The organism is Microbacterium sp. M28 (assembly GCF_025836995.1).
Taxonomy (GTDB): Bacteria; Actinomycetota; Actinomycetes; order Actinomycetales; family Microbacteriaceae; genus Microbacterium.
Window position 1 is genome coordinate 364234 of sequence record NZ_CP107546.1, and the last position, 25825, is coordinate 390058.

The following is a 25825-nucleotide window of genomic DNA, read 5'->3' on the forward strand; positions in this document are numbered from 1 at the left end:
GTTCGTCGGAGAAATCCCCTTCGTCGGGCGCCGATCACGGCATCCATCCGACGGAGGGGATTTCTCCGGCAAGGGCCGCGGCCGGCCGACACCGCCACCCCGCGCGATTGCGCCGCGCGCGTTGTGCTCGGTAACATCTCCCCAGGCGAGGCCGACGGAGGTGCCCATGGCGAACGTCGGCTCCGACAAGCCCAATATCCGCCAGGTCGCGGTGATCGCGGGCGTCTCGCACATGACCGTGTCGCGGGTGCTGAACGATCACCCGAACATCAAGCCGGACACCCGCAGGCGCGTTCTCGAGGCGATCGAGGAGCTGGATTACCGCCCGAACCTCGTCGCCCGCGCCCTGGCGACGCAGCGCACGCGCCGCATCGGCGTGATCATCGAGAGCCCCGTCGCGTTCGGGCCGACCAGCATCCTGCGCGCGGTCGAGCTCGCCGCCCGCGCCGCGGACTACTCCGTGACGGCCGTCGCACTCCACGAGGGCGATGCGCTCTCGCCGCAGGATGCCGTGGACAACCTCGCCGCGCAGGGCGTCGACGCGCTGTGCGTGATCGCCCCGCGGTCGTCGTCGGTGGCTGCGCTGCGCCGCATCTCGCTGAGCGTGCCGATGCTCGTCGTGAAGGCCGACGCCGACCCCACCTTCCTGACGGTCTCGATCGACCAGCACGCCGGCACCACGCTCGTGGTCGATCATCTCGTCGCCCTCGGGCATCGCGACATCCTGCACATCTCGGGCCCGCTGGACTGGCTGGACGCCCGCGCCCGAGAGCGCGCGTTCCACAGCAGGGCGAAGTCGTGGGGCATTCGCGAGCGGCCGATCGTGGTCGGCGACTGGACGGCGGACTTCGCCTACGACTTCGCGATGGGCCTGAACCGCCTGCCCGACTACACCGCGATCTTCGTCGCCAACGACGACATGGCGATCGGGCTCATCCACGGTCTGAACGACAAGGGCTTCGAGGTGCCGAAGGACCTCAGTGTCGTCGGCTTCGACGACATCCCGCTCGCGCGCCACTTCCTGCCGCCGCTCACGACGGTCCGGCAGGACTTCCACGCGCTCGGCTCCGCCGTGGTCGAGATGCTGCGCGCCGCCGTCGAGGAGCGCGAGATCCCGTCGCTTACCCGCATCCCCACCGAGCTCGTCGCGCGCGCGTCGTCCGCGGCTCCCCGGGAGGTGCGCTGATGGCTCCGGATGCCGAGCCGCTGGTCGAGCTCGAGGGCATCACAGTGGACTTCCCGGGGGTCCGCGCGCTCGACGACGTCGACTTCCAGCTCTTCGCCGGCGAGGTGCACGCCCTCATGGGCGAGAACGGCGCGGGCAAATCGACGCTGATCGGCGTGCTCACCGGCACGTGCGCACCGGTCGCTGGAACGGTCACGGTCGCGGGGGAGCCGCGTCGTTTCGCCGGTGTCGCCGATGCCCGCGCGGCGGGGATCGCCACCGTCTTCCAGGAGACCCAGCTCGCGCCGAACCTCAGCGTGGGCGAGAACGTCATGCTGGGCCGGGAGCGCCGTGGCCTTCTCGGCATCGACTGGCGTCGCACGCGCGAGGACGCCGCGCACGCCCTGGCGCGGCTCGGCCTGGACGACCTCGATCCGAGAACCCCGCTGCTGACGCTGTCCCCGGCGCAGAAGCAGCTGGTGGCGCTGGCCCGCGCGGTCGTCGACGATCCGCGCGTCCTCGTGCTCGACGAGCCGACGTCCAGCCTGGACGCCGCCGACGTCGCCGTGCTGATGCGCGTGATCCGGAGTCTGCGGGAACGCGGCGTGGCGATCCTGTTCGTCTCGCACTTCCTCGAGCAGGCGTTCGCGATCAGCGACCGGATGACCGTGCTGCGCGGCGGCCGGTGGATCGGTGAGCACTCCACGCGCGACATCGAGCGCGCCGATCTCATCTCGCAGATGCTGGGCAAGGACATCGAGGGGCTGCGCGCGCTCAGATCCGAGCGCAAGGCCCACCACTACGCCTCCGACGGGATGCCGGCATTGCAGGCCACCGGCATCGGGCGTCGCGGCGAGATGGACCGCACCGACCTCGATCTGATGCGCGGCGAGATCATCGGCGTCGCGGGACTGCGCGGCTCAGGGCGGACCGAGCTGGCGTCACTGCTGAGCGGATCCGTCCGCGCGGACAGCGGAGAGATCTGGGTCGACGGGGCGAAGGTGGACCTGCGCAGTCCATCTGCCGCGCTCAAACAGCGCATCGCGATGACGACCGAGAACCGCCGCACGCAGGGGATCATCGCCGAGCTCACGGCGAGGGAGAACATCGTGCTCTCGCTTCAGGCCATGCGCGGCTGGTCGCGTCCGCTGTCTCCGTCCGAGATGGCGGCGCTGATCGACACGTACGTCGAGGCGCTGCACCTGGACCCCGCCGACCTCGACCGGCCGGCACAGCTGCTCTCGGGCGGAACCCAGCAGAAGGTGCTGCTGGCCAGGGCGCTGGCGGTGCGCCCGCACGTGCTGATCCTCGACGAGCCGACGCGCGGCATCGACATCGCCGTGAAGCTCGACATCCAGCGGCGGATCGCCCAGCTCGCCGGAGACGGCGTCGCGGTGGTGTTCATCTCTTCCGAACTCGAGGAGGTCGTCCGCCTCAGCGACCGGATCATCGTGCTGAAGGACCGCGAGAAGATCGGCGAACTCAGCAACGGCCCCGGCGTCACGGTCGACACCGTGGTCGAGATGATCGCGGCCGACCGCGGCGATGCGGGTCCGCTGTGACCGGTAACCACTGACCGGACGTCCAAAAGGTCACGGTTTGAGCAATGTGTTGTGTTCCACGGAATGTTCCCGGTAACATCCAGTCAGGACACGCGCCAGCTGTCCGCAATCACAGAGGGGACCACGACCGGTCCCGCACTGCAGCCGAGGGAGATCCTCGGTCTCTCAAGGAGGAGAAACATGTCCGCGAAGAAGCGCATTCGCACCGCTCTGGGTCTGGCTGCCGTCGGCGCCCTCGCATTCGGTCTGGCCGCGTGCTCGACCGGCGACAACGGCGGCGCCGAGGGCTCGACCGGTGACGGCGGCTCGGGCGAACTGACCACCGTCGGATTCGTCGCCGTCGGCCCCGAGGGTGCATGGCGTGAGGCCAACGAGCAGAACATCCAGGACACCTTCACGGAGGACGCCGGATACGAGCTCAAGTACGCACCCGCCACCAACCTCGACCAGAAGTCGCAGATCGACGCCTTCACGCGATTCGTCGACGAGGGCGTGGATGTCATCCTGCTGTCCGCCACCGAGGCATCCGGTTGGGAGGACTCGCTCACGCGTGCGCAGGAGGCCGAGATCCCGGTGATCCTGCTGGACCGCGGCATCGAGCCCGATGACGACAGCCTGTATGTCACCCGCATCGCGCCCGACAACGTCGAGGTCGCGAAGGAGGTCGGCGCCTGGGCGGCGGAGACCTTCCCCGACGGCGGCAACTACGTCGTGCTCGAAGGCCCGGCCGGCGTCGGCGTGGTCAACGAGCGCAACGAGGGCTTCGACGAGGGCCTCGGCGACTCGGCGCTCACCAAGGTCGACGCGCAGACGGCGAACTGGTCGGCGGAAGAGGGCAAGAGCGTCTTCGAGACCATGCTGAAGGCCAACAGCAACGACATCCAGTTCGTGTTCGCCCAGAACGACGAGATGGGTCTGGGAGCCGCGCAGGCCGCTGAAGAAGCCGGCCTCGTGATCGGCACCGACGTCAAGATCGCCACGATCGACGGCACCAAGAACGCCATGCAGGCGCTCGCCGACGGTCAGCTCAGCTACGTGCACGAGTACAACCCGCTGTTCGGCGAGACCGCCCTCGAGGTCGTCGAGAAGGCGCTCGCCGGCGAAGAGGTCGAGTCGTACATCGTGGTCCCGAGCGAGGCGTTCGACTCCGCGGAGGCCGCTCAGGCCGTCCTCGCGGACCGCAAGTACTGATCGCTCACGATCGCATCGACTGCCGGGGCGGCGCAGCGACCTGCGCCGCCCCGGCATCCCATCTTCGAAACTGAGAGTCAGCGATGAACGAAGAACTGCCCATCGTCGAGATGCGCGGGATCTCGATCGAGTTCCCCGGGGTGAAAGCCCTCGACGGCGTCGACTTCCGTCTGTTCCAGGGCGAGGTGCACGCGCTCATGGGAGAGAACGGCGCCGGCAAGTCGACGCTGATCAAGGCGCTCACCGGCGTCTACCGGATCGACTCCGGATCGATCGTCGTGGCGGGCGCGGAGCGCAGCTTCGTCGGCACGTCGGACGCACAGGATGCCGGGATCTCCACGGTCTACCAGGAGGTCAACCTCGCCCCGAACCTCACCATCGGTGAGAACGTCATGCTCGGGCACGAGGTCCGCGGTCCGTTCGGCATCAACTGGCGCGCCACCCATCGCGCAGCCACCGAAGCGCTCGCCCTGCTCGGGCTGGAGCACCTCGACACCCACAAGCCGCTGTCGACGCTGTCGATCGCCGTCCAGCAGCTCGTCGCGATCAGCCGCGCGATGGCCATCAAGGCCAAGGTCCTCATCCTCGACGAACCCACCTCGAGCCTCGACGCCGCCGAGGTCGAAGGCCTCTTCACGGTCATGCGCACGCTGCGCGACCAGGGCGTCGCGATCCTCTTCGTCTCGCACTTCCTCGACCAGATCTACGCGATCAGCGACCGCCTGACGGTACTGCGCAACGGTCAGTACCAGGGCGAGTTCCTCACGCGCGATCTCGATCGCCACGCCCTCATCTCGACCATGATCGGCAAGGATCTGGACGCGCTCAAGTCCCTCGGCGGCAACCGCCGGACCGCGCCCCGTGACGCGGACGAGCAGCCGGTGCTCTCGGCATCCGGAATCGAACGGCGAGGCTCGGTCGAGGCGACCGACCTCGACATCCGCCCCGGCGAGGTGGTCGGGTTCGCCGGACTCCTCGGGTCGGGACGCACCGAGCTCGCCCGGCTGCTCTACGGAGCCGATCGAGCGGATGCCGGAACCATCGCGGTCAAGGGTGCCGAGGTCGATCTGAAGTCGCCGTCGGATGCTCTCGCCAAGCGCATCGCGTTCTCGACCGAGAACCGGCGCGATGAGGGCATCATCGGCGACCTCACCGTGCGCGAGAACATCATCCTCGCGGTGCAGGCCGAGCGGGGCTGGGCGAAGCCCATGCCGCGCAAGGAGCAGGACGCGATCGTTCAGAAGTACATCACCGAACTCAACGTGCGGCCGGCCGATCCCGACCGCATGATCAAGAACCTGTCCGGCGGCAACCAGCAGAAGGTGCTGCTCGGACGCTGGCTCGCGACAGAGCCCGACCTGCTGATCCTCGACGAGCCCACCCGCGGCATCGACGTCGGCGCCAAGGCCGAGATCCAGGAAGCCGTCGCCGAACTCGCCGAAGACGGTGTCGCGGTCGTGTTCATCTCGTCCGAGCTGGAGGAGGTGGTCCGTCTGTCGGAGCGGATCGTCGTGCTCAAGGATCACCGCAAGATCGGCGAGATCCAGAACGGCCCCGATGTCAGCGCGCAGGAGATCGTCGACGTGATCGCCGCGCATGGCACCGAGGCCGCGGCCGAGACTCTCGAGGAGACCGAGGGTGCGGCACCCGATACGATCGCGCACACCACGGACAAGGAGGAAGCGCGATGACCGCCGCATCCCGCACGTCGTTCTGGCGTGAGCTCATCCACAAACCGTTCTTCTGGGGGCTCATCGCGATCCTCGCGCTGCTCGCGCTGAACCTCATCAAGGACCCGACGTACCTGGCGATGTCGGTCAACCCGAACAACGGCCACCTCGTCGGCAACGTGATCGACATCCTGCGCCAGGCGGCGCCCATCATGATGATCGCGATCGGCATGTCCCTGGTCATCGCGACCGGCGGCATCGACCTGTCGGTCGGCTCGCTCATGGCGGTCGCCGGTGCGGTGTCGATGGAGTTCCTCAGCGCCGCAGACGGCTCGGCCGGCTCCGCGTTCGCCGCCGTCGGGCTCGCGCTCCTGATCACCGGCATCCTCGGCGCGGTCAACGGAGTGCTGGTCGCCTACGTCGGGCTGCAGCCCTTCATCGCCACGCTCGTGCTCATGCTCGCCGGCCGAGGGATCGCGAAGGTGATCACGGGCGGGCAGAACACGACGGCATCCAACGACGCGTTCCGCTGGATCTCGAACGGCTATGTCCTCGGCATCCCCGTCGTGTTCATCCTCGCCGTGGCGATCGTGCTGCTGGTCGGGTGGGTCGTGCGGCGCAGCGCCCTGGGGCTCATGATCGAGGCGATCGGCATCAACCCGAAGGCCAGCCGGATGGCGGGCATCAAGCCCAAGGGGCTGCTGCTGACGACGTACATCCTCAGCGGCATCCTGGCCGGCATCGCGGGCATCATGGCGGTCGGCAGCGTCATGACGGTCGACGTCTCGCGCACGGGCTACCAGCTCGAGCTCGATGCGATCCTGGCCGTCGTGATCGGCGGCGCATCGCTCGCCGGCGGCAAGTTCTCGCTGAGCGGCGCCTTCGTCGGCGCCCTGCTGATCGCGACGCTCGACAAGACCGTGCTGTACCTGGGCGTCTCCTCGTCGGCGACGCCGGCGTTCAAGGCGATCGTGATCGTCGTGCTGTGCCTGCTGCAGTCCGAGCGCGTGCGCGGCTGGTTCCGCAGCAGGAGGGCATCGGCGCCCAAACCGCCAGCGGCACCCGTGAAAGAGGAGGTGGCGGCATGACCGCTCTGACGGCGACCGAGTCCCGGTCCGAGTCGCCCGCGTTCGCGGGCCGCATCCGACGCGCGGTGCAGGCCAACCCGTCCGTGCTGCCCACGGTCGCGTCGGTCGTGATCTTCATCGGGATGCTCGTGTACGGCGAGCTCGCGTACGGGCACATCGTGCAGGCCAGCACTCTGTCGAACCTGCTGATCAACAACGCGCACCTCATCGTGCTGGCCGTCGCGCTGACCTTCGTCATCATCACCGGCGGCATCGATCTGTCGGTCGGAGCGATCATCGCCGTGTCGTCGGTCGCGGGCGTCATGCTGGCGAACGCCGGCTGGAACGCGTTCGCGGTCGTCGTCGTCATGATCCTGATCGGCACGGCGTTCGGCCTCGTCTCCGGCATCCTGATCCGGTACTTCAACGTGCAGCCGTTCATCGCGACTCTCGCGATGATGTTCCTCGGGCGGGGCCTCGCGTCGCTGCTCAGCACCAAGGCGGAGCGACTCGGCGAGGAGTCGCCGATCCGCTGGCTCGGCGAGCAGCTGAAGGTGATCGACGGTCCGAAGGTGAACGACCTCGTGGTCACGCCCGGCGTCATCATCGCCGTGGTCGTCGTCGCGGTGGCGTTCTTCGTCCTGCACCGCACCCGTACCGGGCGCACGGTGTACGCGATCGGCGGATCCGAGAACTCGGCGCTGCTCATGGGGCTCCCCGTGCAGCGCACCAAGGTGCTCGTGTACGTGATCAGCGGAACGCTCGCGGGGCTGGCCGCCGTGATCTACACCGCGCGGATCGGCACAGCGCAGAACATCACCGGTGTCGGCTGGGAGCTCGACGCGATCGCCGCGGCCGTGATCGGCGGCACCGTGCTGACCGGTGGGTACGGCTACGTGCTCGGATCCGTCATCGGAGCGCTGGTGCTGGGACTCATGAACGTGCTGATCACGAGTGACGGCGGCATCCCGCCGGAGATGACCACGATCATCACCGGCGGCATCCTGCTCGTGTTCGTGCTGCTGCAGCGGGCGGTGACGCGCAAGAAGGAGTAGAGGCCCTGATGCCCTGCGCTCTCGAGGGGTCGCGTATGGTCGCCTCGCGAGCGTTGAGGCGGCCATCTGCGATCCCTACGGCGTGGGGGCGGGCGCTCGCGTTGAGCGAGGAGTCGAAACGGGGTGACCGCCGATCAGCAGCCGCCCCGTTTCGACTCGCTCGACTCGCTCAACGAGCGGGTAGCCCGGGGAGGTGCACCAGCGGGTTCGTCGCGATGCGGTCGATGAGTCCGCCGTCGATCAGGCCGCGGGCGAGACTGTGCGGCTTGCGGTCCGCCTGCTCCTGCACACCGGTGCCGAACTCCGCGGCGAGATCCAGGCGCGGGTACACGGACAGCACCTCGCGGCGGAACTCGAGCGGGATCTCGGCATCCCGGCGTCCGGAGATGTCGAGCCCGGTCGACGTCTCGAGCAGGTAGCCCTCGAGATCGAACGCGGGGTCGACCTCGGGCCAGTTGTGCCGCACGATGACCTCGTTGATGCGTCGGCGGCGCTCGGCCGGCCACCCGGCGCCCGCGGCCATCGCCTCGCCGACATGGCCGCCGGCCTCCTCGTAGCCGAGCAGGTGATTGTCGAACGCCGGTGCGAGTCCGATGTCGTGCAGCAGGGCCGCAGCGTAGAGCAGCTCGTGATCGACGCCCGTGCGGCCCTCGATCACCGCGAACGCCTCGGCCCACAGCCAGGAGCGCAGCACATGATGGCGCAGTGCGGGGGAGTGGTACTCGTCCATCAGCTCGCGGGCTCCGCGGGCGGCGGCGGTGTCTGGCACGGCGAAATCGGAGATGCGCATGGGGCGAGCGTAACGAACACGCGCTCCCCGGGGCAGTGCGAGGAGTGCCGACGTCCGGCGGAATGCCGCCATTCGCCGGCGGTCGCTGGCGGGCAGGGGCGCGGGCTCGATTCACAAGGGGTCGCGTATGGTCGCCTCGCGCGGCGGGATGCGGCGATATGCGACCCCTCGATCGCGGGCAGAGCTCAGCTCGTCGGCAGCCACACCCGCATCGTCGACGGTCCGCGCTGCGCCCAGTCGTGGTACGCCACGAGCGGGGCATCCACGACCGAACCGGTCGATCGATTCCGCACGGGCACGACGACCCGTCCCTCGCGCTCGACCGGCTCGCCCACGATCACGGCGTCGACGACGTCCGAGCCGAAGTCGGTCGACTCCAGAGCGAGCACCTCTGGTCCTCGTTCGACGACGACGCAGCCGCGGACGGCATCCACTCGGGGGTCGGGCTCCGTCACACGAGGCGCGACGGGCAGGTCCAGTTCGACGACATCCCCGCGTTGGAAAGCGCGCCGCACCGTGACGGCCCCCGAAGCGACGGTCGACTCCGCACCGTTCACCCGCAGCGTCGCCCCGTCAGCCCATGCGGGCACGCGCAGAGTCAGGGTCCACTCGCCGTCCTCGACGAGCGTGATCCGCACGCGCCCGTCCGCCGGGTACTCCGTCGCGACATCGAACGCCGCGACTCGGCCGTCGGGCAGTCTCGTGCGCACCCGGGCCGGGGCGTACTGGTGCAACTGCACGCCCTCATCGTCCGCGGTGGCGACGTAGGCGTCCAGGCTCGCGAAGGTGCGGGCGACGTTGGGTGGGCAACACGACACCTCGAACCAGGGCGCGCGCAGCGACGACGACGCCCGAGACGACGTCGCAGAAGGATCGGCCGGCACGCCCGGCATCCGCTGGTGCAACGTGTTCGCATAGTAGAACGCGGTGCCGTCAGGGGAAGGCGACGTCGCCACGACGTTGAACAGCGTCCGCTCGATCAGGTCCCCGTAAGCAGCGTCTCCTGTCGCCAGCAGCAGCCGCCACGAGAACATCACCGAACCGATGCCGGCACAGGTCTCCGAGTAGGCGCGGTCGGCAGGCAGTTCCCAGTCGTCGCCGAACGCCTCGTCCTGGTGGTGCGAGCCCTGCCCGCCGGTGATGTAGGTACGGCGCTCGATCGTGCGGTCCCACTGCGCGCGCAACGCATCGAGAAGGCCGACATCTGAACGCTCGACCGCGACGTCCGTCGCCCCTGCCGACAGATAGTTCGCCCGCACGGCATGCCCGCGCAGCACCTCGGCGTCGCGCACCGCGATGTCGTCCTGGTAGTACTTCCGGCCCCACTCGATGTCGCGCAGCGAAACTCGTCCGTGCCGCTCGATGAACAGCGCGGCCTGATCGACGAACCGCTGCTCTCCCAGGGCACGGCCGAGTTCGGCGAGCCCGACCTCCACCTCGGCGTGCCCGCAGATCGCGTCGCGTCCGTCCGCGCCGAACTCGCGGCACACGAGCTCCGCGGCACGCCGGGCGATCCCGATCAGGCCGTCGTCGGCATCCGGTCGGGTGCGCACCCGCGCGACCGAAGCCTGGAACAGGTGCCCGAGGCAGTACAGCTCGTGGCCCCACTCCAGGTCCGACCAGCGCGCGCCCTGTCCTGGGCGTCCGAAGTTCGTGTTCAGGTAGCCGTCCGGCTCCTGGGCGGCGGCGACGCGGGCGACGATCGCGCGGAAGCGCGCTTCGAGGGGAGAGGATGCCGCGGCATCCGTGCGTCCGATCTCCCACGCGAGTGCCTCGAGATACTTGTAGATCTCGGAATCCGCGAACTCCCGGCCCCGCCGGCCGGTCGGGAGTGCGCCGGATGCCGCGAGATCGAAGTTGCCGAGCCAGCCCTCGGATTCCAGGCGCGACTCGATGTGCGCGAGCGTCGCAGCGCCGTTGACGCGCTGTCGATCGGCCCAGAAGCCGCCGGTGATGCTGACCTCGCCGAGGCCGAGCGGGCGCAGTCGTCCGCTGGTGGGGACGACGGGGGCTGCGGGAGAAGTGGTGTCTGACATGGTCATCCCTTGAAAGCGCCGGACATGAAGCCGCGCACGTAGTGCCGTTGGAGGATCAGGAAGAGGAGGATGCACGGCAGGGCGAGGACGACGACTCCTGCTTCGGTGGCGCCGTAGTCGACGACGCCCTGCACCTGGCCGCGGAGGTTGGCGACGGCCAGCGGCAGCGTCATCCGGTTGGTGTCGCTGATGAGGATCAGCGGAGCCATGAAGTCGTTCCAGGCGGTCAGGAACGCGAACAGTCCGACGGTCACCAGGCCCGGCTTGACCGCAGGAAGCAGCACTCGCCAGAGCGCGCTCCAGCTCGAGCAGCCGTCGACCATGGCGGCCTCGTCCATCTCGCGCGGGATCGATTCGAACGAGATGCGCATCATGAACATCGAGAACGGCAGCTGGAACATCGTGATCACCAGGGCCACGCCGACGAGCGAGTTCTGCAGACCGACCGAATTCAGGATCACGTACAGCGGGATCAGCAGCGTGGCGTAAGGCACCATCAGGATCGCCAACGTCAGCAGGAACAGCGCGTTCTTGCCTGGGAAGGAGAAGCGCGCGAACGCGTAGCCGCCCAGCAGCGAGATGAACAGGGTGAGGGCGACGGTCAGCACCGAGACGAAGAGCGAGTTGCCCAGATACACCCAGATGCCCGCCTGGTACTCGCCGAGGGCCGCGTAATTGCCGAAGCCCCAGCCGTCGGTCTGGCTGGTACCGGCCAGCGGACTCACGCTGGAGACGCCGGTCCAGATCAGCGGGTAGAGGAAGATCACGGCCAGCGCGGTCGTGAACACCCAGTACGGGATGCCGTAGACGAGTCGCTTCGTTCTGGAGCGGTACTGCGGGGTGGTCGGCTGGTGATCAGGTGCGACGAGGGTGCGGGTCAGCGTCTGAGACATGGGGTCAGCTCTCGTCGGGGCGCCGGAAGGCGCGCAACTGGAAGACGTTGATGACGATGAGTGCCACGAGCACGATCACCGAGAGGGCGCCGGCGATACCCAGGCTGTTCTGTCCCTGGAACGCGACGTTGTAAATGAGCTGGACGACCGTCATGGTGCTGTTGTCTGGACCGCCCTTGGTGAGGATGTAGAACTGCTCGAACGCGAGCAGCGACCCCGTCACGCACATCACGATCGTCAGCGCGAACGTGGGGCGCAGCAGCGGCACGGTGATGTCGCGGAAGGTCTGCCACCGATTCGCGCCATCGATGCGGGCCGCCTCGTAGACGTCGTCCGGGATGCCCTGCAATCCCACGAGCATCAGGAGCATGTAGAACCCGGCGTAGCGCCAGACGATCAGGAAGATCGTCGACCACAGGGCGCCCTCCGGCGTCCCGAGGAACGTGATCCCCCAGGACTTCATGAGGTCGGCGAACGGTCCGGCGATGGGGGAGTACAGCACGTAGAACAGCAGCGACGCGGATGCCAGTCCGAGCGCGCTCGGGATGAGGAAGGCCGTGCGCAGGAATCCCTTCCAGCGGGTGGACTCCTGCACGAGCAGCGCGAGCCCGAGGCCGAGCCCGATCAGCAGGACGGTTGCGATCAGGGTGTACTTCAGGGTGAACCAGATCGAGTCCCAGAACAGTCGGTGGTTGACGGCATCCACGTAGTTGTCGGGGAAGTTGACGCCTTGGTTGCCGCTGAGCAGGGGCCAGTCGGATGCCGACATCTGGAAGACCAGCACCAGGGGCACGATGAACAGCAGCGCTACGAAGGTCGCGGTCGGGGCGGCGTACAGCCAGCCCTGCACGGGGCCGCCGTATCGGGTGCGCGAGGGTCTGCCGCGCGGCACGGTGGAAGTCATCATCTGCCTTCGGGGTCGAGACGGGCGGAGGGGCGGTTCGCACCGCCCCTCCGCCGGGATCACTGGGAGAGGATCGCGGTGATCTCGTCGTTGTCGGCGTCGACGGTGTCGGTGCCCTTGAGGACCGCGTTGCGCACCAGGTTCAGCCAGGGGCTGCCTGGGGCGTTGAACGCCTGCTGGAAGTTGATCGCCACCGGAGTGTCGCCCTGAGCCGCCACCTCGTTGATCGTGACCAGACGCGGGTCGGCCGCGGCGTACTCGTTGTCGGCGAGGTCGCTGCGCGAGACCGCGTTGCCGTCCTGTGCGAGGACCTCCACCTGCGCCTCTTCGGACATCATCCAGTTCAGAAAGTTCCACGCCTGGGGTGACTGCTCGGAGTCCTTGGAGATGCCGATGCCGTCGCCGCCGACGAACGTGGAGGCACCGCCGTCGACACCGGGGAGCCCTGCCACGCCCGCGTCGAACTCGAGCGTGGGCAGCAGCGTCGCGGGGAACGGCATCACGCCGACCTTGCCCTCGCTGAACGCGGCGGTCCAGGTCGGACCCGCCTCATCCGTCGAGCTCGGCAGGATCGCGCCGCCTTCCTGGAGCCCCGTCCAGGTGTCGTAGACCTCCTGCGCGGCGTCGCCGTTCAGCAACGACTCCGTGCCGTCATCGGACAGGACTTCTTCGCCGGATGCCCAGATGGAGGGGAACCAGGTGAACACGAGGCATCCACCACAGTTGAGGCCGGTGGCGGTTCCGTAGGTGTCCGGCTTGTTCAGGTCCTGCACGGCCTGAGCTGCTGCGGCGAACTCCTCGAGCGTGGCAGGCGCCTTCTCGGGGTCGAGACCGGCCTCGGCGAAGAGTTCCTTGTTCCAGAACAGCATGGACAGGTCGAGCACGAACGGCAGCACGTGCTCCTTGTCCTCGTGCGTGCCGGCCGAGAGATGGCCTTCGTTGATCGAGTCCTTGAACTCCAGGCCGTCGACCTGTTCGCTGATATCGGTGAACAGCCCCTGTTGCACCCAGTTCGGCACATACACGATGTCAGCGGCGAACAGATCAGGCAGTCCGCCGGATCCCGCGGCCGCGCCGACCTTGGCGACGTAGTCGTCGTTCGGGACCACGGTGAGCTCGACCCGGTTCTCGTGCGTCTCGTTGTACGCATCCACCAGCAGGTTGGCCTGGTGCTCGAGTGGAGCGCGCGTCCAGAGGGTGAGCGTCGAGCCGTCGTCCACTCCTTCGGCGGGGATGGCCTCCGCCGGTCCGTCGGTGCCGCCTCCGCCCGCGCAGGCGGCGAGCGAGCCGACCAGCGCTGCGGTGGTGGCGAGGGCGATGGCCGCACGTCTGATCGTGCGGCGTCGGGGGGTGTGCATGGGTGTGCCTCCTCGGCTCTTCCTCGAGCGGTTTCGAGTGGATGCTGCCTTCAGGTTCCGGAGCCGGATCGAAAATCACCGAAACCCCTTTCGAAAAGGTATACCGTGGGATTCATCGACTGGTCAAGAGACGGTCCGATAACCTTTCAGCAACGAGTGGGCACCGGGAGGATGCGTTGACAGCAGGCGAGACCACGGCGAAGGCCTCGACCCTCAATGACGTCGCGCGTCGCGCAGGGGTGTCGATCGCAACGGCATCCAAGGCGCTCAACGACCGCGGCGATGTCGCCGCGGCGACCCGAGCCAGGGTCCGCGCGGCGGCCGAAGAGCTGGCGTTCACCCCCAACGCCATGGCGAAGGGCCTGCTCGCGGGGCGGACCGGGACGGTCGGATTGCTCACCAGCGACCTGGAGGGTCGATTCATGCTGCCGATCCTCATGGGCGCGGAGGACGCGTTCGGCGCCGGCCGCATCAACGTGTTCCTGTGCGATGCGCGCGGCGACGCGATCCGCGAGCAGCATCATCTGCGCGAGCTGCTGAGCCGCCGCGTCGACGGGATCATCGTCGTCGGACGTCAGACGGATCCGCGGCCGTCGCTCGGACAGGACATCCCCGTGCCGGTGGTCTACGCGTACGCCCCGTCCGACGACACACGCGATCTGTCTCTGACCCCGGACAACGTCGAGGGGGGACGGCTGGCCGTCGAGCACCTGCTCGCGTGCGGGCGTCGACGTATCGCGCACATCTCCGGCGACCCCTCGTACGCGGCGGCGCAGGATCGTCTCACGGGCGCGCGAGCGGCGCTCGCTGACGCCGGGCTCGATCTCGTGGGGTCCCCGATGTTCTCGGAGTGGACGGAGCACTGGGGAAGGGATGCCGCGGCGCTGCTGCTGCAGCGGCATCCGGAGATCGATGCCATCTTCTGCGGGTCGGACCAGATCGCTCGCGGGGCGCTCGATTCCGCCCGCGATCTCGGGCGGGCCGTGCCCGACGACCTCGCCGTCATCGGTTACGACAACTGGGAGGTGCTCGCGACGAACTCGCGCCCGGAGCTCACGAGCATCGACGCCAACCTGCAGCAACTGGGTCGGCAGGCCGCGCAGCGCGTGTTCGACGCGATCGACGGCGTCGACATCGGAAGCGGCACGCGGACGCTGCCGGTGCGGCTCGTGATCCGCGGGTCGACGATCGCACGGCGGTAGCCCCTTCGCTTGCTGAGCGATGAGCGCAGCGCCCTACCTCTCGCGCGCTGAGCGACGACCGCGGCGAGGCGCTCACACGTGGTCGCGCCAGGAGTGCTGCGGGTCGAACCCCAGCACGCGCCGCGCCTTGTCGATCGAGAGTAGCGTCTCGTGCTCCCCGACCTCCCGCGTCACGGGCACACCGGGGAAGACCTCGGCGATGAGCTCGGCGTTCGGGCGCGACATCACCGTGTCGGCGGCGGCGATGATGAACCGATCGAAGCCTGGGGCCGCGACCTCGAGCGCACGCTGGACCGCCTGCGCACCGTCGCGGGCGTCGATGTAGCCCCACAGATTCCACTTGCGCCGGAGCGCGTCCTCGTCGAACGACGGGAACTCGGCGTAGTCCTCCGGCACCATCACGTTCGAGAAGCGCAACGCGGTGATCGAGACCTCCGGGTGCCAGCGCACGAGCTCGGTCGCCAGCTGCTCCTCGAGCGTCTTCACCAGCGAATAGACCGACTCGGGCCGGGCCGGATACTCCTCGTCGACGGGGATGTACGGGGGCGGCGCGTCGAACGGCAGGCCGAGCACGGTCTCGCTGGACGCGTAGACGATGCGCCGGATGCCGAGTCGCACCGCCGCCCAGAACACGTTGAACGTCGCGGGCATGTTGTTGTGGAACGTCGCAACGTCGCTGCGGATCCCCGGCGCCGGGATGGCACCCAGGTGCACGACCGCGTCGATCCCGTCGTGGCGGTCCCCGACGGCGGTGAACGCGTCGACGACCTGTCCGTAGTCGGTGAGGTCGACCTGGACGAAGTCGGGGCCGCGGTCGCCCGCGACATCCATTCCGATGACCTCGTAGCCGTCGGCGCGCAGCTCCCGCGCGACGACACGGCCGAGTTTGCCCGATGATCCGGTGAGTGCGATGCGCATGCGTCCAGAGTGCCACGCGATCGTCGCGAGCGGCACCGGCCCTAGACTCATCGCGATGAGCGAGACGAGAATCGACGGCACCCGCACGGTCGGCGTGCGCGAAGTCGCCGCGCTCGCCGGGGTCTCCCGGCAGACCGTCTCGCGCGTGCTCAACGACCACCCGGAGGTCGCCGACGGAACCCGCGAACGCGTGCTCGCCGCCATGGACGAGCTCGGGTACCGGATGAACAATGCCGCCCGCGCGCTCGGCACCCGTCGGACGCGCACGATCGGCATCCTCGCCTCGGATGCGCTGCAGTACGGACCGTCGCGGAGCATCGCCGCGATCGAGTCCAGCGCCCGCGACGCCGGGTACTGGGTGAGCGCGGCCTTCGCGGATGCCGCGGATGACGCGGCCGTCGCCTCGGCCGTCGATCACCTGATCGCCCAGGGCGTCGAGGGCATCGTCGTCGTCGCCCCGCACGCCAGAACGCTCCTCGCCCTCGACGTGTCGCGCATCGGCATCCCCGTCGTCACGCTGCACTCCGCCGGACGCGGTGCCCGTGGCCTCTCGGTCGACCACGCCGCCGGTGCCCGGCTCGCCGTCGCTGCGCTGGCGGATGCCGGGCACACCCGCATCGCGCATCTGGCGGGGCCCGCCGACTGGCTCGAGGCGGAGTCGCGCGTCGAGGGATTCCAGGCCGAGCTCGCGGACCGAGGGCTGTCGGCCGGCCCGGTGCTCGTCGGTGACTGGACCGCCCGCTCCGGATACGATGCAGCGCACGGCATCCGTTCCGCCGGGGTCACGGCCGTGTTCGCGGCGAACGACCAGATGGCGCTCGGCCTGCTGACCGGGCTGCGCGAAGCGGGCCTCGACGTTCCGGGCGACGTGAGCGTGGTCGGCTTCGACGACATCCCCGACTCGGCGTACTACTGGCCCCCGCTCACGACGGTCCGCCAGGACTTCGGCGAGCTCGCCCGCCGCGCCGTCGCGACGCTGATCTCCGGATCTGAGGACGCAGCCGCCGACCTCGCGCCCGTCGCGCCGGTCCTCGTGCCGCGCGCATCGGTCGCTCCGCCGCGGTCGTGAGCCGCGCCTCCCGCGTCGGTCACGCTTGGGGTGACCTTGACGTTCGGGATCCCGCCAGAAGCGTGACCGATCGGGCGCGAGGTCACGATTGCGGCGGCATCCGGGCTCAGCATCCCGCCAGAAGCGTGACCGATCGTCGGGGCGGCGGAACACCAGCCCGCCGCCTTGACGACGCCAGCACCGCATGTCACACTACTGTGACCGGTCACAGTGACCGCCAATCCGCCGCATGATGAGGTATCCGTGAGCAACGAAGCCCCTGTCTTCGCCCCTGAGATCGAAGCCGCCATTCAGACCGTCCGTGAGGACGTCGCCCGACTGCACGGCGAGCTGGTCCGATACGAGCTGATCGTCTGGACGGGAGGCAATGTCTCCGGTCGCGTCCCCGGCGCCGACCTGTTCGTGATCAAGCCCTCCGGCGTCAGCTACGACGACCTCACGGCCGACAACATGATCCTGTGCGACCTGGACGGCAACGTCATCCCCGGCACGGCCGGCAGCGACCGCAGCCCTTCCAGCGACACCGCCGCGCACGCGTACGTCTACCGCCACATGCCCGACGTCGGCGGCGTGGTCCACACGCACTCGACCTTCGCCGTCGCCTGGGCGGCACGCGGTGAGGAGATCCCCTGCGTCATCACGGCGATGGCCGACGAGTTCGGCGGACCGATCCCGGTCGGCCCGTTCGCGATCATCGGCGACGACTCCATCGGCCGCGGCATCGTCCAGACGCTCACCGGGCACCGCTCGCGCGCCGTGCTCATGCAGAACCACGGTCCGTTCACGATCGGCGTCGACGCGAAGGACGCCGTCAAGGCCGCCGTCATGGTCGAGGACGTCGCCCGCACCGTGCACTACGCCCGCGAGGCCGGTCCGCTGATCCCGATCCCGCAGGAGGCGATCGACAGCCTCTTCAACCGTTACCAGAACGTCTACGGGCAGAACTCGGACGTCCGCCGATGAGCGCGCGGGAAGATCTGCTCGTCGGCCGCACGAGTCTCGGCATCGAGTTCGGCTCCACCCGCATCAAGGCGTGCCTGATCGGCTCCGACGCGACCGAGGTCCTCGCCACCGGATCGTTCTCATGGGAGAACCGGCTCGAGGACGGTCTCTGGACCTACGCGATCGACGAGGTGTGGCAAGGCCTTCAGGCCGCATTCGCCGACCTGGTCGCCGACGCGCACGACCGCTACGGCGTGAAGCCCACGACGTTCGGCGCCATCGGCATCTCGGCGATGATGCACGGCTATCTCGCGTTCGACGACGCCGGCGGCCTGCTCGTCCCGTTCCGCACCTGGCGCAACACCAACACGGGCGCAGCGGCGGCCGAGCTGACCGAACTGCTCGGTGTGAACATCCCGCTGCGCTGGTCCATCGCGCACCTGCACCAGGCGGTCGTGGATGCCGAGGCGCACCTCCCGCAGCTCGACTTCGTCACGACCCTCGCCGGCTACGTGCACTGGAAGCTCACCGGTGAACGAGTGCTCGGCGTCGGCGACGCCTCCGGCATGTTCCCGATCGACTCGGCGACCGGCGACTACGACGCCCGCATGATCGCAGCCTACGACGACCGAGCCGCCGAGCGTCTGCCGGCACCGATCACGAGCCTGCTCCCCGCCGTGCTCCCCGCCGGAGCCGCAGCCGGAACGCTGACCGCCGAGGGCGCCGCCCTGCTCGACCCGACCGGAGCGCTGCAGCCCGGCATCCCGCTGTGCCCGCCCGAAGGCGACGCCGGCACCGGCATGGTCGCGACCAACTCGGTCGCCCCCCGCACCGGAAACGTGTCGGCCGGAACGAGCATCTTCGCGATGGTCGTGCTCGAGCGCCCGCTCGCCGACGTCCACCACGAGCTCGATCTCGTCACGACCCCCGCCGGCGATGCGGTCGCCATGGTGCACTGCAACAACGGTGCGAGCGAGCTGGCAGCCTGGGCGGGGCTCTTCACCCGCTTCTCGGCGGCAGCAGGACAGCCGCTGGACGACGACGCCGTGTTCGACGCCCTCTTCCGCGAGGCGCTCGAGGGCGAAGCGGATGCCGGCGGTCTGATCGCCTACAACCATCTGGCCGGGGAGCCGATCGCCGGCCTCACGGAAGGTCGTCCGCTGTTCGTCCGCACGCCGGACAGCGCCTTCACGCTGGCGAACTTCATGCGCGCGCAGTTGTACGGCGTGTTCGGCACGCTTGCACTGGGCATGCAGGTGCTCGCCGCCGAGGGCGTGGGGCTGGATCGCATGTTCGCGCACGGCGGGATGTTCCGCACCGCCGGGGTCGCGCAGCGCTTCCTCGCCGGAGCACTGGACGCTCCTGTCGCGGTCGGCGAGCTCGCGAGCGAAGGCGGTGCGTGGGGCATCGCGGTGCTCGCGTCGTACCTCGCACACGCCGAGGATGCCGACCTCGGCACGTTCCTGGAAGAGCGGGTGTTCGCCTCGGCATCCCTCTCCACAGCCGACCCTGACCCGGCGGACGTCGCCGGATTCGCCACCTACCTCGACCGCTACCGGGCTGGTCTGGCCATCGAGGCCGCCGCCACCCAGAACATCTGAAGGACCTGACATGCCCCAGCTCACCACTTCCCTCGACGGCTACGAGGTCTGGTTCCTCACCGGAAGCCAGCACCTGTATGGTCCCGAGACGCTCGCGCAGGTCGCCGACCAGTCGCAGGAGATCGCGCGCCTGCTGGATGCCGCGGGCGACGTCCCCGTGAAGATCGTCTGGAAGCCGGTGCTGACCGACTCCGCCGCGATCAAGAAGGCAGCCCTCGAGGCCAACGCCGACGACAATGTCATCGGCCTGGTCGCCTGGATGCACACGTTCAGCCCCGCCAAGATGTGGATCGCGGGTCTCGACGCGCTGCAGAAGCCGCTCGCGCACCTGCACACGCAGGCCAACGTCGAGCTCCCATGGGCCGACATCGACTTCGACTTCATGAACCTGAACCAGGCCGCGCACGGCGACCGCGAGTTCGGCTACATCCAGACCCGCCTTGGCGTGCCGCGCAAGACGATCGTCGGCCACGCGTCCGACCCTCGGGTGCAGCAGGAGCTGGGCACGTGGCAGCGCGCCGCGGCCGGCCTCGCCGCCTCGCGTTCGCTCAAGCTCGCCCGCTTCGGCGACAACATGCGCTTCGTCGCGGTCACCGAGGGCGACAAGACCGAGGCCGAGCTGCGCTTCGGCGTGCAGGTCAACACCTGGGGCGTCAACGAGCTGGCCGAGGCGGTCGCCGCGGCATCCGAGTCCGACATCGACGCCCTGGTGGCCGAGTACGAAGACCTCTACGAGGTCGTCCCCGAGCTGCGCAAGGGCGGCGAGCGTCACCAGTCGCTGCGCGACGGCGCCGCGATCGAAATCGGCCTCCGGTCGTTCCTGGAGGAGGGCGGGTTCGGCGCCTTCACCACGTCGTTCGAGGACCTCGGTGAGCTCAAGCAGCTGCCGGGTCTCGCGGTCCAGCGCCTCATGGCCGAGGGCTACGGCTTCGGCGCCGAGGGCGACTGGAAGACCGCCGTGCTGGTGCGCATCGCGAACGTCATGGGCGCCGGCCTCCCCGGTGGCGCCAGCCTCATGGAGGACTACACGTACGACATGACCCCGGGCGACGAGCTCATCCTCGGCGCGCACATGCTCGAGGTGTCGCCGTCGTTGACCACCGCGAAGCCGACGCTCGAGATCCACCCTCTGGGCATCGGCGGCAAGGACGACCCGGTCCGCCTGGTCTTCACCGCGGATGCCGGACCCGCCGTCGTCGTCGCGATGAGCGACATGCGCGACCGGTTCCGCCTGACCGCCAACGTCGTCGAGAACGTCAAGCCTCGAGCCTCGCTGCCCAAGCTCCCCGTCGGGCGTGCCGTCTGGAAGCCGGCTCCCGACTTCAACACGTCGGCCGCCGCCTGGCTGACCGCCGGTGCCGCCCACCACACCGTCATGTCGACGGCCGTGGGGCTCGAGGCGTTCCGCGACTTCGCCGAGATGGCCGAGGTCGAGCTCCTCGTCATCGACGAGGACACCACGCTCGTCGAGTTCCAGAAGCAGGTCCGCTGGAACCAGGCTTACTACCGTCTCGCGCAGGGACTGTGACCGTGGCATCCCCTTCGCGCTCGGGTGAGCAGTTCACGATCGCCGCGCACGGGTACCAGGCCGCGATCGCGAGCGTCGGCGCCTCGCTGCGCACCCTCGCGTTCGACGGCCGCGACCTCGTCGTGCCGTTCGACGCGGATGAGGTCCGTCCCGGGTACCGCGGCACGACCCTGGCGCCGTGGCCGAACCGCATCGTCGACGGCCGCTACTCGTTCGCCGGCGTCGAGCACCAGCTCGCGTTGACCGAACCGGGCAGAGGTCAGGCGCTGCACGGACTGCTGTCGTGGACCGAATTCGTGCCGCGTGCCGTGGAGGATGACCGCGTGGTCCTGTACGCGGTCATCCAGCCGCAGGACGGCTACCCCTTCCGGGTCGAGGTCGAGACCGAGTACCGTCTCGACGCCGACGGCCTGCAGCAGACGGTCACGGCGCGCAACATCGGGGCGGATGCCGCGCCGTGGGGCACCGGGCCGCACCCGTACCTCGTCGCAGGTGCCGGTCGTGTGGACGACTGGACGCTCACGCTTCCGGCATCCGAGGTCCTGACGGTGACGCCCGACCGGCTGAGCCCGGTCGCCGTGGAGCCGATCACGGCACACCCCGAGTGGGACTTCCGCTCCGCGCGCGAGATCGGCGATGTGTTCATCGATCATGCGTTCACGTCGCTGTCGTACACGGACGGCTCCGCCGAGGTGCGCGTGACTGCGTCGGACGGCACCGGCGTCGCCATGCGCTGGGACGAGCGCTGCCCGTGGGTGCAGGTGCACACCGCCGACACCGGCACCGAGGCGACCCACCGGGTCGGCCTCGCGGTCGAGCCGATGACGTGCCCGCCCGACGCGTTCAACTCCGGCGTCGACCTCGTCGTGCTCGAGCCGGGCGCCTCGCACGCGGCATCCTGGCGGATCGCCGCGCTGTGACCGTGTCGCGACCGCCGATGGGGTGGAACAGCTGGGACTGCTACGGCACCACTGTCACCGAGGCCGAAGTCATCGCCAACGCCGAGTTCATGGCCGAGCACCTGCTGCGCTTCGGCTGGGACACGATCGTCGTCGACATCGACTGGGCCGACCCCACGGCGCGGTCGCACGGCTACAATGCGGATGCCCCGCTGCATCTGGACGCGCACGGCCGCCTGATCCCCGACCCCGAACGCTTCCCGAGCTCCGCCGGCGGTGCGGGCTTCGGCCCGCTCGCGGCGCGCGTGCATGCGCTCGGTCTGCGTTTCGGCATCCACACGATGCGGGGGATCCCGCGGCGGGCCGTCGCGCAGGAGTTGCCGATCCTCGGGGCCGACGCGCGGGCATCGGACGTCGCGGACCGGACCAACGTGTGCGAGTGGAACCCCGACATGCTGGGCCTCGACCACGCGCACCCGGCGGCGCAGGCGTACTACGACTCCACCCTGGCGCTGTACGCCGACTGGGGCGTCGACTTCATCAAGGCCGACGACATGCTCTGGCCGTACCAGGCGGCGGACGTCGAGGCGTACGCGGCGGCGATCGAGCGCTCCGGCCGGGACATCGTCCTGAGTCTGTCGCCCGGCCGCGACCTGTCGCTGGAGCGGCTCGAGCACCTCCGCGGGCACGCCGACATGTGGCGCATCTGCGACGACCTGTGGGATCAGTGGTCGGACGTCGAGGCGAACTTCGCCCGATTCGCGCGCTGGGCTCCGTTCGCAGGGTCGGACGGCTGGCCCGATGGAGACATGCTGCCGCTCGGGCGCATCGGCATCCGCGCCGAACGGGGAGAACCGCGCGACGACCGGCTCACCCCGGATGAGCGGGTCTCGCTGCTGACGCTGTGGATCATCGCCCGGTCGCCGCTCATGATCGGCGGCGACCTGCCGTCATCCGCTCCCGCGACCATCGCGCTGTTCCAGAACGCGGACGTGCTCGCGGTGCTGTCGCGCTCGACGCGCAATCGCGAGGTGTTCCGCGAGGGCTCCCTCGTTCTCTGGGCGGCAGATGGCGCGGACGGCGAGCGCTACGCCGCCGCCTTCAACCTCGGCTCCGAGCCGATGGATGCCGTGCTGGATGCCGGGAACATCGGCTTCCCGGCATCCGGCGTCGCGACCGAGCTGTGGACCGGCCGCGAGGTGCCGCTCGAGCCGATCACCGCGCAGAGCGATGCTGCCCGCGGCGTCGCACCGGGAAGCGCAGCGCTGAGGGTGCCGCTTGCTCCGCACGGCGCGGCTCTGCTGCGGATCTGACCCCCGGGAGCCCGGGTGGGGCCGACCTCCGCTGCCGTCATCGGTGCGTGGCGTCGCACCAGGGTGCAGAAGACGTCGCTCGCCCCTCGCGACAGCGACCTGGAGCGCGGTGCCCGTCCTGGCCGGTCGGTGCGCGGGGAGGGCGTAGGGTTCAAGGGTGAGCAGGACGACGCGGCGCGTGACGATCGCTGACATCGCCGCCCGCGCCGGCGTCTCCATCGGAGCCGTCTCGTTCGCCCTCAATGGTCGCAAAGGTGTCTCCGCCGAGACGCGGGAGCGCATCCTCGGCGTGGCGGAGGAGCTCGGCTGGGCGCCGGCGAGCGCGGCCCGTTCGCTCGCGGGTGCCAAGACGGCGACGTTCGGGCTCGTGCTCGCGCGGGACCCGCGCAACCTCGGCGTCGAGACCTTCTACATGCAGTTCCTCGCCGGTGTCGAGAGCGAGTTGTCGCTGCGCAATCACGGTCTGCTCCTGCAGGTCGTGCCCGACATCCGCAGCGAGCTCGAGACCCTGCGCGGCTGGCACAAGGCCCGCCGAGTCGACGGCGTGATCGTCACGGACATCCGCGTCGACGATCCGCGCATCGCGTACCTCACCGGGACTCCCGACCTGCCTGCGGTCATCGTCGGCGACCCCAGCGTCGCCGTCGACCTGATGACGGTCGGCACGGACGATGCGACCGCCGTCCGAGCGGCCGTGCGACATCTCGTCGAGCTCGGACACCGCCGCATCACGCGTGTCGCCGGCATGGCCGAGCTGGTGCACACGCGCCTGCGCGATGACGCCTTCCTCGACGAGATGCGTCGTCAGGATGCCGAAGGCCGCGTGCTGTACACCGACTTCACCCCCGCGCAGGGCGTCGAGGCGACCAGGGCGGCGTTGAGCGGGATCGATGCCCCGACGGCGATCATCTACGACAACGACGTCATGGCCGTCGCCGCTCTCGGGGTGGCCGCGCAACTCGGCATCCGCGTGCCCGAGGATCTGTCGATCATCGCCTGGGACGACTCGGTGCTGTGTCAGCACTCGTATCCGCGATTGACCTCGCTGAGCCACGACGTGGTGAACTTCGGTGCTCACGTGGCCCGTCGGCTGTTCGACGTCGTCGGCGGAGCGGCGCCCGAGACCGACCTCGACTCCACTCCGGTGCTGCAGCCGCGCGAGTCCACCGGACCCGCGCCGGCCTGACCGTCGGGCTGACTGAGGTCGGTCTTCACACGTCCGAACTAAAGCGCTTTACATCCTGCCTGATCTGTCCTACGCTGACATGCACATCCGGCGACGAGGGTCCACGCGACCCACGGACCGGCTGCCACGACATCAAGGGAGATTCACATGGCATCACGCAAGCCAGCGACCGGCATCGCCGTCGTCGCGACGACCACAGCGCTCCTGCTCACCTCGTGCGCGAGCGGCGGCGGAGGCGGTGACGCAGACAACGCGATCGACGGCGAGGTGAAGGGCGACATCAAGGTCGTCACCTGGCGCACCGACCTCGTCGAGGATGGGACGCTCGAGGCGTACGCCGAGGAGTTCAACAAGGAGTACCCCGACGTGAAGGTGACCTTCGAGGGCATCACCGACTACGCCGGCGAGATGCTCACCCGGATGAGTACCACCAACTACGGTGACGTCATCGGCATCCCGGCGATCCAGCCCGACCAGTACGAGCAGTTCCTCGAGCCGCTCGGCGAGACCGCGGACTTCGAGGACACCTACCGCTTTCTCCCCGCCGCGAGTTATGAGGGAACCCAGTACGGCATCGCCTTCGGCGGCAACGCCAACGGCGTCGTGTACAACAAGAAGGTCTTCGAGGCCGCCGGCGTCACGGAGCTGCCGACGAGCGAGGCCGAGTGGCTGGAGACGCTGCAGAAGGTCAAGGACAGCACCGAAGCGATCCCGATGTACACGAACTACAAGGACGGTTGGCCGCTGACGCAGAGCTTCGGCAATCTCGGGGCCATCACGAACGACCCGGATGCTCCGATCACGCTCGCCGAGGACCCGGCGCCGTGGACCGAAGGCACGGACATCCACGCCATCGACGGTCTGCTCTACGAGACGGTCGCCGCCGGTCTGACCGAGGCCGACCCGCTCACCACCAACTGGGAGCAGTCCAAGGTCGACCTCGGCACCGGCAAGATCGCCACGATGCCGCTCGGTTCCTGGGCCATCTCGCAGATCAAGCAGGCGGCCGAGGACAACGGCGCCTCCGCGGACGACATCGGATTCATGGCCTTCCCGGCCACCGTCGACGGCACGCAACTGGCCGTGATCGGCGGCGACTACAACCTCGCCGTCAGCAAGCACTCCAAGGCGAAGGCCGCCGCATGGGCGTGGATCCAGTGGGTCGTGGCCGACTCCGGCTACACGGAGACGCAGGGCATGGTCTCGCCGCTGAAGGAGGCACCGCTTCCCGACTCGCTCACCGACTTCGAAGCCGCCGGAGTCGAGCTGATGGAGATCAACGCGGCACCGGCCGGCAAGGAGGGTCTGCTGAACGAGGTCTCCAGCGATTCGCAGATCGATCTCTACGGTCCGATCTACCGGCAGAAGCTCATCGACGTCGCGCGCGGCGCGGCCGACGGAGACAAGAAGAGCTATTTCGCCGAACTGAACGAGCGCTGGGGCGCCTCGGTCGAGAAGCTCGCGGGCTGAGGCAGA

The 25825-nt window shown here is 69.1% G+C and carries 21 protein-coding genes; 15 read left to right on the forward strand and 6 right to left on the reverse strand.

What is annotated here, in order from left to right; genetic code table 11:
* Positions 1-166: 166 nt before the first annotated feature.
* The 6 genes from OED01_RS01770 (at position 167) to OED01_RS01795 (ending at position 7710) form a co-directional block, all read left to right on the forward strand.
* Entirely contained in the window at positions 167-1186 is a 1020-nt protein-coding gene (locus OED01_RS01770) for a LacI family DNA-binding transcriptional regulator (RefSeq protein WP_264156699.1), read from the forward strand.
* On the forward strand, positions 1186-2727 hold the full coding sequence (locus tag OED01_RS01775) for a sugar ABC transporter ATP-binding protein (protein ID WP_264156700.1): 1542 nt from the start codon (positions 1186-1188) through the stop codon (positions 2725-2727). Before OED01_RS01770 ends, OED01_RS01775 begins: the two co-directional genes overlap by 1 nt.
* A 180-nt stretch (positions 2728-2907) precedes the next feature.
* Entirely contained in the window at positions 2908-3918 is a 1011-nt protein-coding gene (locus OED01_RS01780; protein ID WP_264156701.1) for a substrate-binding domain-containing protein, read from the forward strand.
* Between the two features lie 83 nt (positions 3919-4001).
* The gene (locus tag OED01_RS01785) at positions 4002-5609 is read left to right on the forward strand and encodes a sugar ABC transporter ATP-binding protein (protein ID WP_264156702.1); all 1608 of its coding nucleotides are present in this window, start codon (positions 4002-4004) and stop codon (positions 5607-5609) included.
* A complete protein-coding gene (locus tag OED01_RS01790) occupies positions 5606-6676 on the forward strand; it encodes an ABC transporter permease (protein WP_264156703.1) in 1071 nt (356 codons plus the stop codon). Before OED01_RS01785 ends, OED01_RS01790 begins: the two co-directional genes overlap by 4 nt.
* A complete protein-coding gene (locus tag OED01_RS01795) occupies positions 6673-7710 on the forward strand; it encodes an ABC transporter permease (protein ID WP_264156704.1) in 1038 nt (345 codons plus the stop codon). The genes OED01_RS01790 and OED01_RS01795 overlap by 4 nt, the downstream gene beginning before the upstream one ends.
* Before the next feature lie 169 nt (positions 7711-7879).
* Here OED01_RS01795 and OED01_RS01800 read toward each other — a convergent pair whose 3' ends face one another.
* The 5 genes from OED01_RS01800 to OED01_RS01820 form a co-directional block, all read right to left on the reverse strand.
* Positions 7880-8500 (reverse strand): HD domain-containing protein, encoded by a 621-nt coding sequence (locus OED01_RS01800; RefSeq protein WP_264156705.1) that lies wholly within the window; start codon positions 8498-8500, stop codon positions 7880-7882.
* A gap of 185 nt (positions 8501-8685) precedes the next feature.
* Positions 8686-10542: a glycoside hydrolase family 127 protein gene (locus OED01_RS01805; protein WP_264156706.1), complete on the reverse strand. Its 1857-nt coding sequence runs from the start codon at positions 10540-10542 to the stop codon at positions 8686-8688.
* A complete protein-coding gene (locus OED01_RS01810) occupies positions 10539-11429 on the reverse strand; it encodes a carbohydrate ABC transporter permease (RefSeq protein WP_264156707.1) in 891 nt (296 codons plus the stop codon). Before OED01_RS01810 ends, OED01_RS01805 begins: the two co-directional genes overlap by 4 nt.
* A gap of 4 nt (positions 11430-11433) precedes the next feature.
* Positions 11434-12336, reverse strand: a complete 903-nt coding sequence (locus tag OED01_RS01815) for a carbohydrate ABC transporter permease (protein ID WP_264156708.1) — start codon at positions 12334-12336, stop codon at positions 11434-11436.
* A 56-nt stretch (positions 12337-12392) separates the two neighbouring features.
* Positions 12393-13691 (reverse strand): ABC transporter substrate-binding protein, encoded by a 1299-nt coding sequence (locus tag OED01_RS01820; RefSeq protein ID WP_264156709.1) that lies wholly within the window; start codon positions 13689-13691, stop codon positions 12393-12395.
* Positions 13692-13867: 176 nt separating this feature from the next.
* Here OED01_RS01820 and OED01_RS01825 point away from each other — a divergent pair, with 176 nt between their 5' ends.
* Positions 13868-14893, forward strand: coding sequence for a LacI family DNA-binding transcriptional regulator (locus OED01_RS01825; protein ID WP_264156710.1), 1026 nt, complete (start codon positions 13868-13870; stop codon positions 14891-14893).
* Between the two features lie 72 nt (positions 14894-14965).
* On the opposite strand, the gene OED01_RS01830 is transcribed toward OED01_RS01825, so the two are convergent.
* On the reverse strand, positions 14966-15811 hold the full coding sequence (locus OED01_RS01830) for an NAD-dependent epimerase/dehydratase family protein (RefSeq protein WP_264156711.1): 846 nt from the start codon (positions 15809-15811) through the stop codon (positions 14966-14968).
* Positions 15812-15866: 55 nt separating this feature from the next.
* Between OED01_RS01830 and OED01_RS01835 the strand changes: the two genes are divergently transcribed.
* From OED01_RS01835 to OED01_RS01870, 8 genes are all read left to right on the forward strand, one after another.
* Entirely contained in the window at positions 15867-16880 is a 1014-nt protein-coding gene (locus tag OED01_RS01835) for a LacI family DNA-binding transcriptional regulator (RefSeq protein WP_264156712.1), read from the forward strand.
* Between the two features lie 243 nt (positions 16881-17123).
* Complete coding sequence (locus OED01_RS01840) at positions 17124-17843, forward strand: L-ribulose-5-phosphate 4-epimerase (RefSeq protein ID WP_264156713.1); 720 nt, start codon at positions 17124-17126, stop codon at positions 17841-17843.
* The gene (locus OED01_RS01845; RefSeq protein WP_264156714.1) at positions 17840-19423 is read left to right on the forward strand and encodes a xylulokinase; all 1584 of its coding nucleotides are present in this window, start codon (positions 17840-17842) and stop codon (positions 19421-19423) included. The genes OED01_RS01840 and OED01_RS01845 overlap by 4 nt, the downstream gene beginning before the upstream one ends.
* Positions 19424-19433: 10 nt before the next feature.
* The gene (gene araA, locus OED01_RS01850; RefSeq protein WP_264156715.1) at positions 19434-20951 is read left to right on the forward strand and encodes an L-arabinose isomerase; all 1518 of its coding nucleotides are present in this window, start codon (positions 19434-19436) and stop codon (positions 20949-20951) included.
* Positions 20948-21871 carry an aldose 1-epimerase family protein gene (locus OED01_RS01855; protein ID WP_264156716.1) on the forward strand — a complete coding sequence of 308 codons (924 nt, stop codon included), beginning with the start codon at positions 20948-20950 and terminating at the stop codon, positions 21869-21871. Before araA ends, OED01_RS01855 begins: the two co-directional genes overlap by 4 nt.
* A 17-nt stretch (positions 21872-21888) precedes the next feature.
* The gene (locus OED01_RS01860; protein WP_264157895.1) at positions 21889-23163 is read left to right on the forward strand and encodes a glycoside hydrolase family 27 protein; all 1275 of its coding nucleotides are present in this window, start codon (positions 21889-21891) and stop codon (positions 23161-23163) included.
* Between the two features lie 157 nt (positions 23164-23320).
* Positions 23321-24349 (forward strand): LacI family DNA-binding transcriptional regulator, encoded by a 1029-nt coding sequence (locus tag OED01_RS01865; protein WP_264156717.1) that lies wholly within the window; start codon positions 23321-23323, stop codon positions 24347-24349.
* A gap of 147 nt (positions 24350-24496) precedes the next feature.
* Entirely contained in the window at positions 24497-25819 is a 1323-nt protein-coding gene (locus tag OED01_RS01870; protein ID WP_264156718.1) for an ABC transporter substrate-binding protein, read from the forward strand.
* The last annotated feature ends 6 nt before the right edge of the window (positions 25820-25825 follow it).

Excerpts from the sequence above, each read along its gene's own strand:
- OED01_RS01870 (WP_264156718.1), top strand. The coding sequence starts at position 24,497 with ATGGCATCACGCAAGCCAGCGACCGGCATCGCCGTCGTCGCGACGACC.
- OED01_RS01830 (WP_264156711.1), bottom strand. The coding sequence starts at position 15,811 with ATGCGCATCGCACTCACCGGATCATCGGGCAAACTCGGCCGTGTCGTC.
- OED01_RS01835 (WP_264156712.1), top strand. The coding sequence starts at position 15,867 with ATGAGCGAGACGAGAATCGACGGCACCCGCACGGTCGGCGTGCGCGAA.
- OED01_RS01780 (WP_264156701.1), top strand. The coding sequence starts at position 2,908 with ATGTCCGCGAAGAAGCGCATTCGCACCGCTCTGGGTCTGGCTGCCGTC.
- OED01_RS01775 (WP_264156700.1), top strand. The coding sequence starts at position 1,186 with ATGGCTCCGGATGCCGAGCCGCTGGTCGAGCTCGAGGGCATCACAGTG.
- araA (WP_264156715.1), top strand. The coding sequence starts at position 19,434 with ATGCCCCAGCTCACCACTTCCCTCGACGGCTACGAGGTCTGGTTCCTC.
- OED01_RS01795 (WP_264156704.1), top strand. The coding sequence starts at position 6,673 with ATGACCGCTCTGACGGCGACCGAGTCCCGGTCCGAGTCGCCCGCGTTC.
- OED01_RS01845 (WP_264156714.1), top strand. The coding sequence starts at position 17,840 with ATGAGCGCGCGGGAAGATCTGCTCGTCGGCCGCACGAGTCTCGGCATC.
- OED01_RS01860 (WP_264157895.1), top strand. The coding sequence starts at position 21,889 with ATGGGGTGGAACAGCTGGGACTGCTACGGCACCACTGTCACCGAGGCC.
- OED01_RS01820 (WP_264156709.1), bottom strand. The coding sequence starts at position 13,691 with ATGCACACCCCCCGACGCCGCACGATCAGACGTGCGGCCATCGCCCTC.
- OED01_RS01790 (WP_264156703.1), top strand. The coding sequence starts at position 5,606 with ATGACCGCCGCATCCCGCACGTCGTTCTGGCGTGAGCTCATCCACAAA.
- OED01_RS01770 (WP_264156699.1), top strand. The coding sequence starts at position 167 with ATGGCGAACGTCGGCTCCGACAAGCCCAATATCCGCCAGGTCGCGGTG.
- OED01_RS01810 (WP_264156707.1), bottom strand. The coding sequence starts at position 11,429 with ATGTCTCAGACGCTGACCCGCACCCTCGTCGCACCTGATCACCAGCCG.
- OED01_RS01805 (WP_264156706.1), bottom strand. The coding sequence starts at position 10,542 with ATGACCATGTCAGACACCACTTCTCCCGCAGCCCCCGTCGTCCCCACC.
- OED01_RS01815 (WP_264156708.1), bottom strand. The coding sequence starts at position 12,336 with ATGATGACTTCCACCGTGCCGCGCGGCAGACCCTCGCGCACCCGATAC.
- OED01_RS01800 (WP_264156705.1), bottom strand. The coding sequence starts at position 8,500 with ATGCGCATCTCCGATTTCGCCGTGCCAGACACCGCCGCCGCCCGCGGA.
- OED01_RS01785 (WP_264156702.1), top strand. The coding sequence starts at position 4,002 with ATGAACGAAGAACTGCCCATCGTCGAGATGCGCGGGATCTCGATCGAG.